The following is an 18,707-nucleotide window of genomic DNA, read 5'->3' as shown; positions in this document are numbered from 1 at the left end:
GCTTTCTCGTTTTTTCATCACTCACTCGTAATGCAGTTTGTAACAAAGAAAGGTGAGGTTAAACAAATGGAAAAATATTATTTTGAGGGTTACTTAAGAAAGGAAGGAACTGCCGGGACAAGGAATTATATCGGTGTTGTGTGTTCGGTTATATGTTCCAGTGTCATTGCTAATGACATATCGAGTAAAGTGCCTGGAACAGTACCGATCATCCATTCAAATGGATGCGCCCAATTAGGTGATGATTTTCAAGTGACAAAAGATATGCTGGTAGGAGTTGCTTCCAATCCTAATCTTTATTCGGCACTTCTCGTAGGCCTCGGGTGTGAAACAAACCAGATTTCTGGATTACTAGATAGTATCCCTAAAACGAAGCCAGTTGAAGGAATAGGAATTCAGCAGTTAGGAGGAGGGGAAAATACTTTACAAAAAGGTGTCCATATAGCGGAGCGTTGGGCAAAAGAATTATCGGACAAAAGAGAGCGACTCCCCCTATCTAATTTGACTGTTGGGGTTGTGAGCGTTGATATCGATGAGGAATCTTTAGAGAAAGTTCATCCTGTTGTAGGTAAAGTTATCGATTCCTTAGTCGCACATGATGCAACAGTCATTATGGGGATTACCGATACGTTAGCACCGGCTGGCCCATTGCTTTCGGAACGGTCGGAAAAGAAGGAAGTAAGAGCTGAACTTTCTAATCTTGGGGAAGAATCCTATCGTAAACGCTGGAAAGAAACAAATAGTAAGGTACATGCCGCCCGTAATTTTTCCAAGGAGGAAAAAGACTTAGCTGCTCTTGAAGCAAAATTAGCTGGTACATCTACTATCAAAGGCCTGCTTGCTTATAGTGAGAATGCTGAAGAGTGTGGGCTTTATTTAACAAAGGCTTCTAGCAATCTAGTTGAAACGCTGTCAAATATGATTTCATGTGGCTGCAATATTGCATTAGTAGTGAGCAGCAGAGGAACTCTGACAGGATCGATAGCACTACCTTCCATGACCCTTACTCCGAAAAGTGCAGATGGAGGAGCGTTTGAAGAGCTGGTTGATTATATGGTCACAGAAGAAGATGCTGATATACAATCGAGAAATGTCATAGAGGAACTGATTAAAATCAGTTCAGGAAAAAAAACTGCACTGGAAGAGTACGGTTTGGGTGAATTTTCGATTCCTCATGTAGGAACTACATTCTGATCTGCTAAGGAGGAAGCTTGATGCAGCAAAAGTATAATGCAATTCTGTTAAATGAAAAAGATAATGTAGCTGTAGCCCTGCGAACAATTAAGGCAGGTGAGACTCTTTCCATTCAGGGAGTGAATGAAAAGATAAAAGTAATGGAGACGATCGGTTACGGCCATAAAATATGCCTTTCCTATATAAGTGAAAATGCAAAAATTATCAAATATGGCGAGTGTATGGGGATGTCAACAGAGAAGATTCTTCCAGGGTACCATGTCCACGTTTTTAATGTACGTGGTTTAAAAAGCAGTGAACGGAGCAGTGCTGCACATATTAAAAGCTGATTTCATTAAGCCCATTAAACCGAATGTGCTCGCTGTTACAGTATTACTACTCTAAGGAAGGATGTCATCCTATGAAAACATTTAAAGGTTATCGGAGAGCAAACGGAAATATTGGAGTTAGAAATCACGTAATTGTTATCAATACAGCAGGGGAGTTGAGCAGTTTTACAAAAAAAATAGCACAGCTTGTCCCGGGGGTTATCCCCGTCATACAACAAGGCGGGGAATCCCAATATGAAGAGGATCTGAAACAGACTGTCCGCACTTTGATAGGAACTGCTGGACATCCCAATGTAAGCGCCGCCCTCCTTTTGGGGATCGGGGAAAATAGCATTGCCAATGAAGTCAAGGAATACTTACAGGAACAAAATCACCATGTCGAGGCTCTTCATTTTAATAAATCTACATCCATCGCTACCCTCCTTAAAGAAGGGAAGGATTGGTTAGAAAAAGCAGTGAAAAAAAGCAAGGCAGAAAAACGGGTTACAGCCGACGTGAGCGAGTTAATCGTGGGACTGAATTGTGGCGGATCAGATGCCTGGTCAGGTATTACAGCAAACCCGGCAATTGGCTCATTTTCTGATGCAATTGTAAATGATGGCGGGACAAGTGTTTTAGCAGAAACAACAGAAGCAATTGGAGCAGAGCATATTTTGGCAAATCAAGCAATAAATGCGGAAGTAGGGCAAGAGTTTTTAAAGATTGTCAATGACTATGAAGCTAGAATCAGAGAAACAGGGGAAGACATCAGGTCGGCAAACCCTTCCCCGGGGAATATGACGGGAGGGTTAACAACATTAGAAGAGAAATCATTAGGTTGTATTAAAAAAGGCGGAAGTTCACCTTTAAGGGAAGTAATCGGTTACGCTGAGTCACCAACTGAAAAAGGCTTTATTTTTATGGATACGCCAGGTTATGATGTCGAGTCGGTGTCTGGGCTAACGGCAGGAGGAGCACAGATTGTTTTATTCTCAACAGGAAAAGGCTCACCAACAGGTTCACCAATTGCTCCAGTCATAAAAATTGGCACAAATCCACAAGTTTATAAAATGATGCAGGAACACATCGATGTAGATGCAGGTAAAATAATTGAAGGTCTAAATACTATTGACGAAATCGGAGAGGAAATCTATCAAAAACTGATTGAAACAGCGGATGGATCAATAACTGCCTCTGAAAAACATAAAAATCAGGAGTTTGCTATTTGGAGATTAGCTGAGACGATATAGAGCATTCAATTAAATGTAAAGGGAGGCGAAAAAATGAAAAAATCTATTAGTGATAAAAATAAACATCTGGGAGAAATTCTCAGGGGAATGGATCGGATAATCGTAGCTTTTTCCGGCGGAGTAGATAGTACATTGGTAGTAAAACGGGCACAGCAGGAATTAGGATCCTCCAATGTTCTCGCTGTTGTTGTCGCTTCTGAATTATTCCGCGAAGAGGAGTTTGACGGTGCTGTCAAACTTGCAGAAATGATTGGAGTCAACGTTCACAAGGCAGAAATCAAAGAGCTGGAGGACGAAAACATTGTCAGAAATACGCCTGACAGCTGGTATTACAGTAAGAAATTACTGTATACTCATTTAAATCATTTAGCAGAAGAATTAGGCTATAACTATGTTCTCGATGGTATGATCATGGATGACCTTGAAGATTTCCGACCGGGTTTACAGGCAAGAACCGAAGCAGGCGTTCGCAGTGTACTGCAGGAAGCAAAATTATATAAAAAGGAAGTCCGTGAGCTTTCAAAAGAACTAAATCTTCCAGTTTGGAATAAACCTGCCTCCTGCAGTCTGGCTTCCAGAATTCCATATGGGACAAAACTGAATCGACGTAAAATACAGCAAGTCAATGAGGCAGAAAAATTCATAATGAAACTAGGCTTTGATAGAGTGCGTATTCGCCATCATGGAAGCGTAGCACGAATTGAAGTAGATCAGAAAGAAATTTCTGAATTACTCGATCATAGTGACAATATACATGCCTATCTTACTTCTCTTGGGTTCCATTATGTCAGTGTTGACCTGCTTGGTTACCGGACAGGGAGTATGAATGAATCATTGGAAACTGAACTGGAAAAGGAAGAAATTAGCTAGACAAACCCAAAACACACCCCGGGAGAACCAGAAACTGGTTCTCCCGGGGTGTGTTGTGTGATTAGATAAATATTCCGAGCATTAGGGCGTTGAGCATAGCGAGGATGAGAATTATTTTTTCATGGGCTGATACTTGTTGGTGGTTTTGGATGTCCATTTTGATGACCAGGAAGATCGCTGTTCCTGTGAGCACCAGTAGGCCAAATGCCGCAAGCATGCGATCACTCCCCAGCCAGACTGCAAGGATGCCTGTTAAAGAAAAGTAAACTAAAGCAGGAAGACGGCTGAATTCCACACCGAACTTCTCTACAGCCCAAACGACGCTTGTCCGTTTTTGAGGTGTGGCTTGTTTGTCTGCTTCCCGGTCCGGAATATGGTGGACCATCACCCAGGCGATGCAAAACAGAGCGTTTATTGTTGCGTTTTGAAGTGCCCAAACTGGAATTTCACCGATAGCAAGCCAGGCACCTGCCAATCCTAAAAACAACACGGATGGAAAAGTGGCCAGCCATTCACCAGCAAATGGCCGGTAGCTCAGCTGCAGTGGGGGGAGCGAGTAAGTGATGGAACCCCATAATCCGATTGCTAACAAGATCGCTAGTTTCAAATATCCGAACAGTACAAAAGCGCAGACAATGACACCAAGCAATACCATTAGTCCTTTACCGAATTTCCAGAGGGCGTCTGCTGAAAAGTGACCATCCTGGATAACCCGGCTTCCACCAGACAGAATAGCAGGACTGCGTGCATCAGTTCCTGATAAATGATCTGCATAGTCATTCAGGATGTGGGTGAGTACGCCGTGAATCACAAAAGCCCCCAAGATTAAAAGAAGAAATAATAGCACTAATTTGTCTTTTGGCATCGGATAATATAATAGCAGAGGAAGCACGGTGGAAACGATTGTGGCGACACTTGAAGATATGACGGCTATCAATCGGAGTAGAAGCCAACTGCCTTTTACATGTAATGTTGCCTGATGGTTCATAGAGAAGCACCTCTTCCCGCTGGTAAAATACCTTGCTTTCTTCCAGTCTAGGGGAGGATGAGGGATAAGGGAAGCATAGGAGTATATTTTCAGGCATATTTTCCATACTGGTTGTATCTGGGAATTAAAGGAAGGTATGGTCATGCGAAGGATATTAATAACTATGCTCCCAATTGTTTATATGATTTTAATTTGGATTCAGTCCAGCCACCCGATTACGGAAATTAAGAGATTTTTGGGGATGATGCCATGAGTGGTGGGGATTTTCTGGAAAGTCTGCACTTGATAGAGTTCGCCATTCTTTATTTGCTCCTAGTCGCTGCACTGATGGCCAATCATAAATTGTCCAGAATGACTAGCTTTCTGGCAGCGCTAATAGCAATGACCTATGGGTTAGTGGACGAGTTCCATCAGTTATTTGTGGTAGGACGGTCGTTTACAGTAATCGATCTGGTGAAGGATTGGATTGGCGTACTCATCGCCTGGCTGGTGGTGCATGGCTTCCATTTCAGGAAAATAGCCAAACAGGAAGATGTAAAGGATGTTTCTCATATAGGGTGAGAATGTATTCTCGGGCTTTCAGATTGATGAGAAAGTCTTGATAGCTTTGTTAATACGCAAAAAAATTTGAACAGTAGATCCCCAACACCAGAAAATTTTAAAGTGCTAGGAGCATGACCCTCCCACTCCAGCGGAAGAACGAGTGAGCCGAGATCGCCGAGCGTGGGCTTTGTGAGGAAGCTCGGGCGCTCGTCCGCGGAAAGGGGAGGGTTCTTGTTCCTGGCTGCAAGTTAGACAAAACATAAAGGTTTCTCGAAATCCTGAGCCTGAGTTCTCAGGCTTTTTATTTTGCTTAATTTTCTGATACATTTATTAATAATTAATAGAATGGGGGGATTCGATGAAGGTTGTATTTATCGGGGACAGCATTACGGAATCGGGAAAGTTCGAGGATGAAGAACAGCTGGGGAAAGGTTATGTCCGGTTGATTTGCGATTATTTGCGGGTGGCTCATCCCGAAGCTGATCTTGAATTTTTTAACAAAGGTATCAGCGGCAATCGGATTACTGACCTTGCAGAGCGCTGGCAGGAAGACGTAATCAATCTTCAACCAGATTTGTTATCTGTATCAATCGGAATCAATGATGTTTGGCGTCAGCTGGACAACCCGGATATGGAGCAGGTGGATGCCTACCAGTTTGAAAAAATTTATAAACAGTTGTTGGATGAAGTGAAATCAAAGACAGATGCTACGCTTGTTTTAATGGAGCCGACGATAATCGAAGAAAACATCGAATCAGCGGGCAACCAGAAATTAAAAGATTATGTAGAGGTAGTGCAGGATGTAGCAGAGGTGTACGACGCCTTTTTAGTGCCGTTACACCATACGTTCGTTGACTATTTGAAAGCAGCAAATGGGCATGCGCTCACAACGGACGGGGTACATATGAACTCTCGCGGCGACATGCTGATGGCCAATGGATGGCTAACTGTCATGAAACCATATATTGAAAAAAGACTCTAATAAAGAAGCGCTGATTTTGTCGAAAATCCTGCCATAGGGTAAAATGAGGTATCATGACTATTGGCAGGTGCTCACAATGAATGATAGGCAAAAAGACCTTATAAGAAAGCTTGCATTAGAAACGAATGGGTTTCTTCAGGTGAATGATTTGGCAGAGGAACTGGATTGCTCGGAAAAAACGGTGCGTAATGATTTAAAGGTGATTGAAGATTATATTCAATCTTTTACCTCAAGCTCTCTAATCCGAAAGCCTGGAATTGGTGTGAGTTTGTCTATTTCATCAGAGGAAAAATCCCGTCTTTTCGATAGCTTATACCAGGCAGAAACGAAGTCACCAGAAGACCGTTTGATTGAACTCACCTACCTCCTATTAGTGAGCAGCAAGCCTTATAGTCTGAATGATCTTGCGAAACGGTATTATACGAACAAAACAACGATAAAAAATGACCTGCAGCAGATCTCCAGATGGCTTGAAAAGTTTGGCCTTGAGCTCGTATCCAGACAGCGGCTGGGCCATCTCATTGAAGGGGAAGAATTGCAAAAACGTAATGCGCTTGCACGGCTTCCTGAAATCGCTTCTTCAGCTGCAGAAAGCAACCAGGAAATACTCAACCTGTTTTCTGCTTATGAAGTAAAACTGGTCCGTGAATTCCTGGAAGATATGCAGCATCATTTTTCCATCATTAAAAGTGAATCCGAGTTCGATGGATTGCTGATCCACGCTTTGATTATGATTACCAGGACAAGTCAGCGGGCGTCTGTTTCTGTACGTACACCTGAGGAAGAATCTGTTTCCAAAACAGAGGAGTATGGCATTGCCGCATGGTTTTTAAAAAGGCTTGAAAAAGCACTTCGACTTAAATTTCCGGAAGAAGAACATATCTATTTTACCTGGCATTTGATCAGTACCTCGATCAACCATTCTGGAACCTGGCCGGATAAAGTGGCACGCCAGGTTGTTTCTTTGCTGGTCAGCCGGATGAAGCAGCTGACCATGGTCGATTTTTCCATGGACCAGATTTTGCTTGATGGACTATATACCCACCTTGGACCGTCCATCAGCCGGCTCCGATACGGGTTTACGATTCACAATCCGATGACAGCAGAAATCAAGAAGATGTATCCGTATATGTTCAGTATGGTGATGCTGGCACTTGAACAGGTGAAGGAGGAATATGAACTCATTTTTCCAGAGGAGGAAGCTGCCTATCTCGTCCTTCATTTTCAAGCCTCGGTCGAACGGGTGCAGGGAAAACGGGATACCGCAAAGAAAGTGCTCGTCGTCTGTAACCTCGGTGTGGGCATGTCGCATCTATTGCAGGCAAAATTGGAACAATCCTATAAAGGGTTTGACATCATTGACTGTGTCGGTGAATGGGAAGTGGAAGATGTTCTCGAGGAAAAATCGGCCGATCTCATCATTTCAACAAAAGAATTGCCGGGGATTTCGGTTCCGCTGCTTGTGGTCTCCCCGCTGCTTGAAGAGCGTGATAAAAAGCAGCTGGATGAATTTCTCCAAACGATGGAAACCGAAAGTAAGCATAAAAGATCACTTCTGCCGAGCTCTTTGGATGAAAAATTCATTTTCCTTAATGTAGAAAAAGTGCATCGGTTTGAAGTCGTTGAACTGCTGGCGAAAAGTCTGGTGAATGCTGGAAAAGTGACGCCTTCCTTTTTGCATGGTGCGTTAGTGAGAGAACGCTCAGCCGCAACTTCGATTGGCGGCGGAATCGCCATTCCACACGCCCAGTCGGAAGAAGTGCGGCACTCTGTCATCGCTGTTGCAACTTTGGCATCTCCGTTGGAATGGGGTGGAGAAATGGTGTCCGTCGTCTTTCTGCTCGCTATCGCGAAAGAGGACCAATCTCATATGAAGGGAATTATGCAGACGATTTCCGGATTCGCAGATAGCCCAGGGCTTGTAGAAAAATTATCTATGGCGAAAAATGTTACCCAGGTGTCAGATTTACTCTGCTAATAATTCATTTTTACCAAAGCTCCGGTAAAAATGAATTATTTTTTATAGGGAAAACTGTCTTACAATGAATATATAACGTAGGATGTGAGGGGGAAACATAATGAAAGTCTTAGCTGTAACAGCTTGTCCTGTCGGCATTGCCCATACGTACATGGCTGCCGAAAATTTCCAGAAAGCTGGAGAGGAAATGGGAGTTGATATCAAGGTCGAAACGCAAGGATCGATAGGTGTCGAAAACACCCTGAGCGATCAGGATATTGAAGAAGCGGATGGCATCATCATCGCAAGTGACAAAGAAGTGAGCAAAGAACGTTTTATCGGTAAACCACTGCTTGTTGTCGGTGTTCAGGAAGGAATCCGAAAGCCAAAAGAATTGATCGGTAAAATCCAGGATGGCGATGCACCCATTTACAAAGCGGGGATGCAGACAGCCGATGAAATCAAGAAAAAGCGTAAGGAGAAAGAAAATCCGGTGTACCGCCATTTGATGAATGGTGTTTCCTATATGATTCCGTTCATCGTTGTCGGTGGATTACTCATCGCATTGGCACTTGCAATCGGAGGAGATCAGACTGCCGGGGGAATCGTTATTCCGGAAGATTCTTTCTGGAAGAAAATTGAGAGCCTGGGTGCAGCATCATTCACCTTTATGGTGCCGATTCTTGCCGGATTCATAGCTGTCAGTATCGCTGACCGTCCAGGACTGGCTCCAGGTGTAATTGGAGGATATATCGCCGCAAACGGAAGTTTTTACGGCAGTGAAGCTGGCGCTGGTTTTATCGGCGGAATCATTGCCGGATTTTTGGCAGGCTACGTCACACTTGCAATTAAAAAGCTGAAAGTGCCAAAAGCTGTCCAACCGGTCATGCCGATCATTTTCATTCCGATATTCGGCTCATTAATCGTCGGGTTATTGTTCATATTTGTGATCGGAGCACCGGTAGCAGCTGTATTTGAAGGTCTTACCCAGTGGCTTGAAGGTATGCAGGGTACAAGCTCGATTGTGCTTGCCATGATTCTTGGCGCCATGATCGCTATCGATATGGGCGGGCCATTCAATAAGGTTGCCTTCCTGTTCGGAGCTGCCATGATCGCAGAAGGAAACTACGAAATTATGGGACCGATCGCTGTCGCCATCTGTATCCCGCCGTTAGGTATGGGACTCGCCACTTTCTTGAATAAACGGAAGTATCAGCAGGCAGAACGGGAAACCGGAAAAGCCTCCTTTACGATGGGGCTATTCGGAATTACAGAAGGTGCCATTCCGTTTGCCGCACAAGACCCACTCCGTGTCATACCGAGCATCATGGTCGGTTCGATGGTCGGCTCTGTCATCGCCATGCTCAGCAGTGTTGGCGACCGTGTCGCTCACGGCGGACCGATAGTTGCAGTATTAGGTGCAGTTGATAACGTGGTAATGTTTTTCGTCGCCGCAATCGTTGGGGTAGTCGTGACAGCATTTATGGTCAATTTCTTGAAAAAGGATGTAGCTGTAGCAGGCGTTCCAGAGGAAGAAGAATCAAATTCTAAAGCTGCAGATTTGGCTAATACAGAAGAGCGGCAAGTACAGCCTGAAACAAAGGAAATTAAAAAGCTGACTGATATTACCACCCCTGATTTGATTGATATTGATTTATCCAGTTCTACTCGAGAAGGGGTCATCGATGAATTGATCGGAATTCTGGATAAGCAAGATATCATAGAGAACCGTTCCGTTTTCAAAGAAGCAATTTTAGAACGGGAACAGCAGAGCACTACAGGATTAGGAATGAACATAGCCATTCCCCACGGAAAGTCAGCTGCCGTTAAAAAACCGGCCGTTGTGTTTGGGATTAAACGCACCGGTGTCGATTGGGAAAGTCTTGATGGAACAGACGCCAAGCTTATATTCATGCTGGCAGTTCCAAAAGAGCGCCAAGGAGAAGATCACTTAAAAATCCTGCAGATGCTCTCCCGACGCCTGATGGATGAACAATTCCGTAATGAACTCCTGCATGTTAAAACAAAAGAAGAAGCATACAAGTTACTGGAAACGATTGAATGATTACAAAAAAAAGCGTGCTAATTTAGCATGTCGAGTCAGTCAGCAGGGATATATTACGAGGCAAAAATATAAAAAAGGCCTTCACTTAACTTTAAGAATTTAAGTGAAGGCTTTTTCTATTTCGGGAGGGCGAATAATCCGAGATTCCAGCGGGAAAATGGGCGGTCCGAGACCCCGCCGTGCGGTTTTCATGAGCAGATTCGGATGTTCATCCACGGAAAGCGAGGGTTCTTCTTGACCAAGTTAGCTTAGGCCGTGCCCGCGGAAAGCGAAGTGTTTGGACGGAGTGATGGTTAAAAAACATCTCTTGGCACACAAATAATCCGAACTAATTCAATGTCACTGTTCGGATTACTTTATGCTTATTCAGTTTTTCATCCCCATTTTTTTACAGTATTTTAAGTCGTCTTGCTTTCTTCTTGGCTTGTTTTCCCCAGCTTTTAACGGCATCGATGGTAGTACCTTCGATTTTTGCAATAACGGCGAGCGGAAGATCTTCAATGATATGCAGCTGCAAGTATTTCCACTGATTTGGCGTCAGGCTGTCCCGAAGCTGACGCCATAGCAAATAATCCTCCGGCTGATCATACGTGCTGTTGAACTCGATAGTGGAGTGCCTCTCGACGTATTCCTTCTGTTTTTCAGCGGCGTTGGAGTTTTTACGGATGAGATCAATAAAACGGTTTCGGATTTTATAGTTAGCAAACTGGGCGAATGCTCCCTTAGCTGGATCAAAGGATTCATAAGCCTCCCATAAAGCAATTGCGCCTTCCTGGAAAAATTCCTGTTCCGGGTCGCTGATACGCAGCCTGCAAATATGATAGTGGATCATTTTTTCGTATTGATTCAACACTTCCTCAAATGATTGCGGTAATAGATTTGACATTATTTTTCTCTTTTCGAGAACCGGTTCTTCCAGTATTAGACATCCACTCTTATTATCGAGAGATAGGTGTCGTAGGGTGTCATGCTGGTTTTATTTTAGTTTTCATGTTGGAAAAGTAAGTTCGAGTCTGTACGCGAGTAGGAATATTGCAATATCAAAGTCCTGTTTCCATAAAATGTTTTAAAAATATTTTGAAAATTGTATTTATTTATCGACGAAGTAGTGTTATAGTGAACCCACAAACTTAATAAAGTCAATGGAAAAAGTAAGTATGGATGAATAGGAGGGGACGATGAAAAAAACTGGCGGATTGAAATTGATGCAGGAAATTAATCAATATATCATTCTCAAAACGATTAGAGAAAAAGGACCGATTTCAAGAAGTGATATAGCAAAAATGACTAAATTGAGTCCGACAACCGTTACTTCTGCAGTGAATGGACTATTGAATGAGGGGATTGTGACAGTCGGAGGCATTGGAGAATCAAGCGGTGGCAGGAAGCCGGTTTATGTAGAGTTTGCCCCAGACAGTAAATATATCATAGGAGTTTCTATCACTAACTCTTGTATAGGGATTGGGAAAGTGAACATGGATGCACAGGTTAAGGAAAAAAAGATGTATCCAGGGGATTTCCAAAAAAGTGCTAATGCAATTAGTTACACGTTGGATCGAATAAGTGACTATATCGCAGAATGTGAGGACTTATCCTTATGTCTTGGGATTTCAATAATAACCCCGGGAATTGTTGATGCAAAGAAAGGGATCATTCGAAATAACGCCAAATTGCATCTGACAAATGTGCCCTTGAAAGAGATGGCAGAAGAACGATTCGGCCTGAAAGTATGGATTGATAATGATGCGAATGCCATTGCACTTGCTGAAAATAAATACGGCAAATATGGGAGCCGGAAAAATCTTATCTATATTCAAATGGGTGACGGAATAGGTTCTGGGATTGTTTTTGAAGATTCCATCTTTAGGGGGTCACATGGTGGAGCGGGTGAATTTGGTCATATTTCCATCGATAAGAATGGTATTCTCTGTGAATGTGGCAATAGAGGCTGTTTAGAGAATTATGTAAGTTGGCCGTCCATCTACAATCGCATTTTGGATCATCTTGAAAAAGGTTCACCGACCACCATGGTTTCTCATAAGAATTCGAAGACATTAGATATATCTCAAAACGATTTTTTGAAAGCGCTTCACCAAAATGATGAGCTGGCAATCAGCGTACTGGAAGAACCTGTGGAATATATGGCCAATGGAATTGTATCATTAGTCAATTTATTCAACCCTGATGTGATTTTGATTGGATGGGGGTCGTTAGACAAGGACTCCTACTTCATTACTAGAGTCAGAGAAAAGGTGAAAGAACTTGCTTTCGATATTTTTACGGATGGGCTTGAAATACAGCCTACCACCTTGGGGGGTGATTTCCAATTAAAAGGAGCGGCTTCTGTTGCCCTGGAGGAAATTTTTGAAGTACCGCTGTAGACGCATGTTGAAGCTTGTTTACTTAAAAAACTATAAAGGGGATGAGGGAGAAGATGAAAAGGCTATTGGTGATGTTAGGTATCGCTTTCCTATTAGCAGCGTGTTCCGGTCAGTCTGATGGCGGCGGGGGAGATGGCCCCGTTGAAATTACTTATTTGAAACCTGGTGCAGACAACCCTGATACGAGAGACAGGGTGCAAGGAATCATTGATAGGTTTGAAGAGGAAAACCCGGATATTAAGGTGAAGCTTGAGGCAGTTGGCTGGGATAATGCTTACCAGAAGCTTGTTACTGGTTTCAACGGTGGATCTTCTCCGGACGTATTCGCGGGAGGAAGCCGGTGGATTACTGCATTTGCTGATATGGACGGAATTATGCCTATTACAGATATGGCCTCTGAAAAAATCAAGGAATACCCAGAAGCATTGCAGAAATCTGTTAAATACAAAGGGGAAATCTACGCAATTCCACGGGCGTTTTCTTCACGGTCTCTGATTTACAGATCTGATTTAATTGAAGAGCCTCCTAAGACCTGGGATGAACTGGTCGAGACAGCGAAAAAAGTCCAGACAGAAAATGAAGGAATGTATGGGTTCGCCATTTCGGGTGCTGCTCATGTTTCCACCACCACTCAATATTTCAATTACTTATATCAAAATGGCGGGCAGGTCTTTGATGAGGAAGGAAATGTCACACTCAATTCACCGGAAGCAGTGGAGGCACTGGAATACTATACGGATTTTTATACGAAACATGAAGTTGTCCCGAACCCAGTCGAATATAATCGCGAGCTATTACCCGTGCTATTCAAAGAAGGAAAAATCGCTATGTACGTAATCGGGCCATGGGGGAAATCGTTGATGGGTGTAGATCCGGACAACAAGGAAACCCCTTATAAATCTGCTCCGTTACCAAAAGGGAAGAAAATGGCCAACACACTGGTATCAGATTCAATCATGGTTTCCTCTAAAACGGAACATCCTGAAGAAGCATGGAAATTCATTGAATTCATGACTTCATTGGAGGAACAGACGAAATTTGATAAAAGCAATGGTTCATTACCGCTTTTAAAAGAAGAAGCGAAAAAGCCTTTCTTCAAGGAAGATCCTTACTTCTCTACTTTTGTAGAAATGATCGAGTATGGCGAGCCGCAGCCGAAACCGTCAGTTTGGGAGCCATTCCAGGACGTCATCACGACAGCCGTGCAACGTGCGTTAGCTGGTGAAGACCCACAAGCCGTATTAGATGACGCAGTAAAAGAAATCAAAGAGAAGAAGCTCGAACCTAAATAAACTTTAAATAAAGGAGGTGGCTGTCTGCCTCCTTTATTTACGCCAGAAAAGAGGTGTCTAAAATAACTTCCTATTCCAAAGCAAGTAATTCGAAGCTGACAGTAAAGAAAAAGAAAAAGCTGGGATTATATTTTTCTCCAGAAAAATCAGCGTTCTTTTATTTACTGCCACTCGTTTTGTTCATGCTGATTATGGTAGCTTATCCAATCGGAAGAATTATGTATATTTCTATGACCAATAACATAATGACCCGGCCAGACCTTGGGGTACAATTCATCGGTTTGGAAAATTACATTACCTTGTTCAGTTCCGTTGAGTTTTGGCAGACAACAGCGAGGACTGGCATTTGGACAGGCTTGTCTGTCCTCGGCAAAACAGCAGCAGCTCTGGGAATAGCTTTATTACTTGCTAAAGATATTGCCTTCAAAAAATTATACACCATCCTGTTAATGATCCCATGGGTCACGCCGATGGTTGTAGCTGCCGTAACATGGCGTTGGATTTTCGATGGACAATTTGGAATGTTGAATTACATCCTGATGCAGGTGAATATCTTGCAGGAGCCATATGTATTTCTCGGTCATAAATTATCTGCTTTTATCGCTACCGCTATTACCGACATGTGGCTTGGCATCCCGTTTTTAGCGATGATGTTTTTAGCCGGCCTTCAGTCTATACCTGTAGAACTGCATGAGTCCGCCAGTATGGATGGAGCGAACAGGTTCCAGAAGCTTACCCGTGTGACGCTTCCAATGATGAAGCCGATTATATTGGTAGCCACCACCATGTCCGGTATTTGGACGTTCAACTCTTTTGGAGTCATCTGGCCGATGACTCATGGCGGTCCAGTCGATGCCACCCAGACATTAATTGTACAAGCTTATAAACTTTCTTTTGGTGCTTTTGATTTAGGGATGGGGGCAGCGATCGCTGTTGTTATCTTTATCATTTTGACGATCTGTACGCTGCTTTACAAACGCTTGTTGATGAGACAGGAAGAACTTTAGTGGAAAAGAGAGGTGAATCCGAATGACTAAACGATGGAGAAACCTGCCGACTCACATTGCCTTATGGGTAATATTCATAATCCTGCTATTTCCGATATGGATTATGTTAGCTACTTCTCTCCAGACATATGAAGGGATATTCAATTGGCCGCCGGAATGGTTTCCAGCAAATCCGCAGTGGGGTAACTTCAGCGAGGTTTGGGGTGGGGATTACCAGTTCAGTCAACCCTTTTTCAATAGTCTGATCATAGCATCTTCCACAGCAATTATCACGATAGTACTGGCATTCCCGGCGGCTTATGGGATATCACGTTTCTCATTTTTCGGCCGGAACAGTATGCTGTTCATCGTTTTGGTCACCCAAATGTTTTCCCCGATCGTATTGATCGTTGGATTGTATCAGCTGGCTCAAAATTATAATTTATTAAACTCTTTATTTGGCGTGATCATCACAAATTGTGCATTGACCTTGCCTATGGCCGTCTGGCTGTTACATGGATATTTGAAAAGTGTCCCGGAAACACTGGAGCAGGCTGCTGCAATAGATGGATGTTCCCGTATCAGGGGAGTCATTAAAATAGTCATGCCATTATCAGCATCTGGAATCGCAATGGCAGGGATTTATGCGTTCATCATGGCCTGGAATGACTTGTTGATACCATTGATTTTCATTTCTGACTCACATTTAAGGCCAATCAGTCTTGCATTGACCGATTTTGCTGGTCAAAATATTGTCTATTGGCAGCTGATGATGGCGGCAAGTGTCATTTCGACCTTTCCGATTGCGGTGATGTTCAGTTTTGTACAGAAATACTTCATTAGAGGCTTCATGTCCGGAGCTATTAAAGAATGATAGATGGGAGAGATGAGTAATGGTAAGGGTTTTATTGCTCGGTGCCGGCACAATGGGTTCGGTACATGCGGAGGCTTATCATAGTCTGCCTGGGGTTGAATTAGCAGGAATTGTCGATATCCGGGAGGAAGCTGCTGACAAGTTAGCTGAAGCAACTGGTGCAGCATCATTTCATTCCCTTGAAACGGCTATGGATGAATTAAATGATATTGATGCCATTGATGTTTGCCTTCCAACTTACCTGCACAAAGAATACGCTATGAAGGCAGCGGAAAAAGTGGAAAATGTCATTTGTGAAAAGCCGCTGGCCAGGAGTACAGAGGAAGCAAGAGAAATGATCGACCATTGCAAAAAACGCGGTGTAAAGCTGTTTGTTGGACATGTCGTCCGGTTTTTCCAGGAATACAATCGAATCAAGGAGATTGTCAAGGCAGGAAAGATAGGAAAACCAGCAGTAGTACGCACTACTCGCGGCGGTGCCTTCCCTAAAGCATGGCAAAATTGGTATGGCGATTTTGAAAAAAGCGGCGGACTGATTTTGGATCTGCTTCTACACGACTTTGATTACCTGAGAGCAACTTTTGGCGAAGTAGAGCGAGTATTTGCAAAAAAGATAAAAAGGAAAGACGCCGATCAATTGATTATCGACTATGCCCTCGTAACACTAAGGTTTAAAAGTGGACTTCTCGCACACTTAGAAGGGACATGGGCTCATCAAGGATTTTCCTCTGGAATCGAAGTTGCCGGAACGGAAGGGATCATAAATTATGACAGTGCAAAAATCACTCCATTGAAGCACACACCGAGAGTAAAAGAAGCAGGAGCAGGCGGGGTTGAAGTTCCTGAAAGTCCGCTTGTCTCTAACCCTTATCGTGACGAATTGAAGCACTTCATTTCCTGCATCAAGAACGGAAGCGATCCGATTGTCTCTGCTGAAGATGGGTTGCATGCTATTGAAATCGCGACGGCAGCCCAACTGTCCTGCGAATCAGGAAAACCTGTAATGCTTAACACTACTGCTGATATATCTTGAATGAATGGAGGAATGCTTGATGAAAATCGGAATCATAAGTTTTGCCCATGGACATGCCTACAGCTATGCAAATGCTATTCAGAATCAGGAAGGTCTGGAACTGGCAGGAGTTTTCGATGAAGACGTTACACGTGGTAAAGCTGCGGCAGAAAAGTATCAGACAACCTTTTTTGATAACTATCAGGATCTTCTGGGAACAGCGATCGAAGCGGTCATCATCACCTCGGAGAATGTGAAGCACAGGGAGCATGTCACTGCGGCAGCAGAGGCTAAAAAGAGTATTCTTTGTGAAAAGCCGATTGCAACTACCATAGAGGATGCTGAAAAAATCATTTCCAGCTGCCGCGATAATGATGTATTCCTTCAAATAGCTTTTCCAGTCAGATACAGCACTCCCGTTAAGCGGGCAAAAGAACTGATTGATAATGAAGAGCTAGGCAGGATTCTGGCTGTCAAAGGGACTAATCGCGGCACCAATCCAGGCGGCTGGTTCATCGATAAGGACTTGTCAGGAGGGGGTGCGGTAATGGATCACACCGTGCACGTTGTCGACCTGCTGCGCTGGTTCATGGATGCAGAAGTGACAGACGTTTATGCCGAATACGACAACCTGATATCTGAACAGACGATTGACGACTGCGGCATACTGACGATGAACTTCGAAAACGATGTATTTGCTACCCTTGATTGCAGCTGGTCTAGGAATGATGCCTACCCTACCTGGGGAGATGTGACGCTGGAAATCATCGGAACAGAAGGGACGCTGACAGTAAACGCGTTCGATCAAAAAGTAGATGTGTACAGTGATAAAGACGGGGTGAGCTGGGAATTTTGGGGCGATGATATGGATGAAGGACTGATCGTCGATTTCACAGAGGCAGTCAAGTCCGGCAGACAACCTGCTATCACTGGAGAAGACGGATTAAGGGCACTTGAAGTCGCCCTGTCTGCTTATCGATCCGGTGAGAAAAAACAGTCTGTTACAAATCGCTGAAAAAGGTTGTGCCTATATGTATAATATTGCAATCATTGGGGCTGGAAATATTGCAGCAATCCACGCTGCTGCATATAGCCAGATGGAGGATGTCCGGATAAAAACAATCGTCGATATCGATATCGAAAGGGCAAGAGTACTGGCTGACGAAGTCGGAGCCTGTGCTGTAACAGATATGGAGGAGGTTTGTAGTGACCCGGATATTGCAGCAATCGACATCTGCCTGCCGAATTTTCTCCACCTGGAAACGGTCGTTCAAGCTGCAAACGCAGGAAAAAATATCATCTGCGAGAAGCCGATTGCGTTAACCGTAGCAGATGCGAAGGTGATGTTTGACGTTTGCAGAAAGAAAGGAGTGCAGCTGTTCATTGCCCAGGTTTGCCGATTCATGACTGCCTATCAGGAAATTCACGAGCTGCTTTTGAATAAAGATCTCGGGGAACCTAAAATAGTACGCCTGTCGAGGTCTGTCCATTATCCCTCTCTTATCGGGCAGGACTGGTATAAAGACGAACAGAAAAGCGGCGGTCTTTTCCTTGATTTTATCATTCATGATTTGGACTTTATTGTATGGAACTTTGGAAAACCGGAAATATTGTCGTGCCATATCATTTCTGATGAAAATATTAAAGCAGTCCATATCGTCCTTCAGGCTGACGGTGGCCCATTGATAACCCTGGACGGGACATGGAGCAGTGTAGATCGTGGCGGATTACGACAGCGCGTCGAAATTGATGGCAGTGATGGCTTTGTTGATTACGATGACAACAGGGAGATCCCCTGGGTGTTCAGGAACAAACTGGGGAAGTCGAAAATGATAGCAAAAGATAAGCTGAACCAGAACCCCTTTTACAACGAACTCAGACATTTTATCCATTGCTTTTTAATGAATGAAAGAAGCTTCATAAAAGAAAAAGAAGTGGTCGATACATTGAAAACAGCTATCCTGGCAAGGGAAGTGGCTGTAAATTCTGGAAAAAGGGGATGAAA

The 18,707-nt window shown here is 43.6% G+C and carries 17 protein-coding genes; 15 read left to right on the top strand and 2 right to left on the bottom strand.

The features are described 5' to 3' along the window. The first annotated feature begins 66 nt into the window (after nucleotides 1-66). The 4 genes from JOC33_RS02430 to larE all read left to right on the top strand — a co-directional run bounded on the left by JOC33_RS02430 (nucleotide 67) and on the right by larE (nucleotide 3,622). Nucleotides 67-1,194, top strand: coding sequence for a UxaA family hydrolase (locus tag JOC33_RS02430; protein WP_205090615.1), 1,128 nt, complete (start codon nucleotides 67-69; stop codon nucleotides 1,192-1,194). Nucleotides 1,195-1,214: 20 nt separating this feature from the next. After that, complete coding sequence (locus JOC33_RS02425; RefSeq protein ID WP_205090611.1) at nucleotides 1,215-1,523, top strand: UxaA family hydrolase; 309 nt, start codon at nucleotides 1,215-1,217, stop codon at nucleotides 1,521-1,523. A 71-nt stretch (nucleotides 1,524-1,594) separates the two neighbouring features. Next, a complete protein-coding gene (locus tag JOC33_RS02420; protein WP_205090610.1) occupies nucleotides 1,595-2,752 on the top strand; it encodes a UxaA family hydrolase in 1,158 nt (385 codons plus the stop codon). Nucleotides 2,753-2,785: 33 nt separating this feature from the next. Continuing rightward, nucleotides 2,786-3,622 (top strand): ATP-dependent sacrificial sulfur transferase LarE, encoded by an 837-nt coding sequence (gene larE, locus JOC33_RS02415; protein WP_205090609.1) that lies wholly within the window; start codon nucleotides 2,786-2,788, stop codon nucleotides 3,620-3,622. A 61-nt stretch (nucleotides 3,623-3,683) separates the two neighbouring features. Here the strand turns inward: larE and JOC33_RS02410 are convergent, their stop codons facing one another. Beyond that, the gene (locus tag JOC33_RS02410) at nucleotides 3,684-4,610 is read right to left on the bottom strand and encodes a prenyltransferase (protein ID WP_205090603.1); all 927 of its coding nucleotides are present in this window, start codon (nucleotides 4,608-4,610) and stop codon (nucleotides 3,684-3,686) included. Between the two features lie 249 nt (nucleotides 4,611-4,859). Between JOC33_RS02410 and JOC33_RS02405 the strand changes: the two genes are divergently transcribed. The 4 genes from JOC33_RS02405 (at nucleotide 4,860) to JOC33_RS02390 (ending at nucleotide 10,157) form a co-directional block, all read left to right on the top strand. Continuing rightward, on the top strand, nucleotides 4,860-5,171 hold the full coding sequence (locus JOC33_RS02405) for a VanZ family protein (protein WP_205090601.1): 312 nt from the start codon (nucleotides 4,860-4,862) through the stop codon (nucleotides 5,169-5,171). A 340-nt stretch (nucleotides 5,172-5,511) separates the two neighbouring features. Continuing rightward, nucleotides 5,512-6,135: an SGNH/GDSL hydrolase family protein gene (locus JOC33_RS02400; protein ID WP_205090599.1), complete on the top strand. Its 624-nt coding sequence runs from the start codon at nucleotides 5,512-5,514 to the stop codon at nucleotides 6,133-6,135. 76 nt (nucleotides 6,136-6,211) lie between these two features. Continuing rightward, a complete protein-coding gene (locus JOC33_RS02395) occupies nucleotides 6,212-8,113 on the top strand; it encodes a BglG family transcription antiterminator (RefSeq protein ID WP_205090597.1) in 1,902 nt (633 codons plus the stop codon). A 100-nt stretch (nucleotides 8,114-8,213) separates the two neighbouring features. After that, on the top strand, nucleotides 8,214-10,157 hold the full coding sequence (locus JOC33_RS02390; RefSeq protein WP_205090595.1) for a PTS fructose transporter subunit IIABC: 1,944 nt from the start codon (nucleotides 8,214-8,216) through the stop codon (nucleotides 10,155-10,157). Between the two features lie 388 nt (nucleotides 10,158-10,545). Here the strand turns inward: JOC33_RS02390 and JOC33_RS02385 are convergent, their stop codons facing one another. Next, on the bottom strand, nucleotides 10,546-11,043 hold the full coding sequence (locus tag JOC33_RS02385; RefSeq protein ID WP_205090594.1) for a sigma-70 family RNA polymerase sigma factor: 498 nt from the start codon (nucleotides 11,041-11,043) through the stop codon (nucleotides 10,546-10,548). 292 nt (nucleotides 11,044-11,335) lie between these two features. Between JOC33_RS02385 and JOC33_RS02380 the strand changes: the two genes are divergently transcribed. From JOC33_RS02380 to JOC33_RS02350, 7 genes are read left to right on the top strand one after another with little or no spacing between them, the layout of a single operon-like run. Then, nucleotides 11,336-12,538, top strand: a complete 1,203-nt coding sequence (locus JOC33_RS02380) for an ROK family transcriptional regulator (RefSeq protein ID WP_205090592.1) — start codon at nucleotides 11,336-11,338, stop codon at nucleotides 12,536-12,538. A gap of 53 nt (nucleotides 12,539-12,591) precedes the next feature. Further along, nucleotides 12,592-13,830 carry an ABC transporter substrate-binding protein gene (locus JOC33_RS02375; protein ID WP_205090591.1) on the top strand — a complete coding sequence of 413 codons (1,239 nt, stop codon included), beginning with the start codon at nucleotides 12,592-12,594 and terminating at the stop codon, nucleotides 13,828-13,830. A gap of 53 nt (nucleotides 13,831-13,883) precedes the next feature. Then, nucleotides 13,884-14,837, top strand: a complete 954-nt coding sequence (locus tag JOC33_RS02370; RefSeq protein WP_205090590.1) for an ABC transporter permease subunit — start codon at nucleotides 13,884-13,886, stop codon at nucleotides 14,835-14,837. 22 nt (nucleotides 14,838-14,859) lie between these two features. After that, entirely contained in the window at nucleotides 14,860-15,690 is an 831-nt protein-coding gene (locus tag JOC33_RS02365) for a carbohydrate ABC transporter permease (protein ID WP_205090589.1), read from the top strand. Between the two features lie 19 nt (nucleotides 15,691-15,709). Continuing rightward, entirely contained in the window at nucleotides 15,710-16,723 is a 1,014-nt protein-coding gene (locus JOC33_RS02360) for a Gfo/Idh/MocA family protein (RefSeq protein ID WP_205090588.1), read from the top strand. A gap of 19 nt (nucleotides 16,724-16,742) precedes the next feature. Beyond that, complete coding sequence (locus tag JOC33_RS02355) at nucleotides 16,743-17,717, top strand: Gfo/Idh/MocA family protein (protein WP_205090586.1); 975 nt, start codon at nucleotides 16,743-16,745, stop codon at nucleotides 17,715-17,717. Between the two features lie 16 nt (nucleotides 17,718-17,733). Further along, the gene (locus JOC33_RS02350) at nucleotides 17,734-18,705 is read left to right on the top strand and encodes a Gfo/Idh/MocA family protein (protein ID WP_205090584.1); all 972 of its coding nucleotides are present in this window, start codon (nucleotides 17,734-17,736) and stop codon (nucleotides 18,703-18,705) included. Nucleotides 18,706-18,707 lie beyond the last annotated feature (2 nt).

The organism is Thalassobacillus pellis (assembly GCF_016908295.1).
Taxonomy (GTDB): Bacteria; Bacillota; Bacilli; order Bacillales; family Halobacillaceae; genus Thalassobacillus; species Thalassobacillus pellis.
This window is presented reverse-complemented; position numbering and strand designations above follow the sequence as displayed.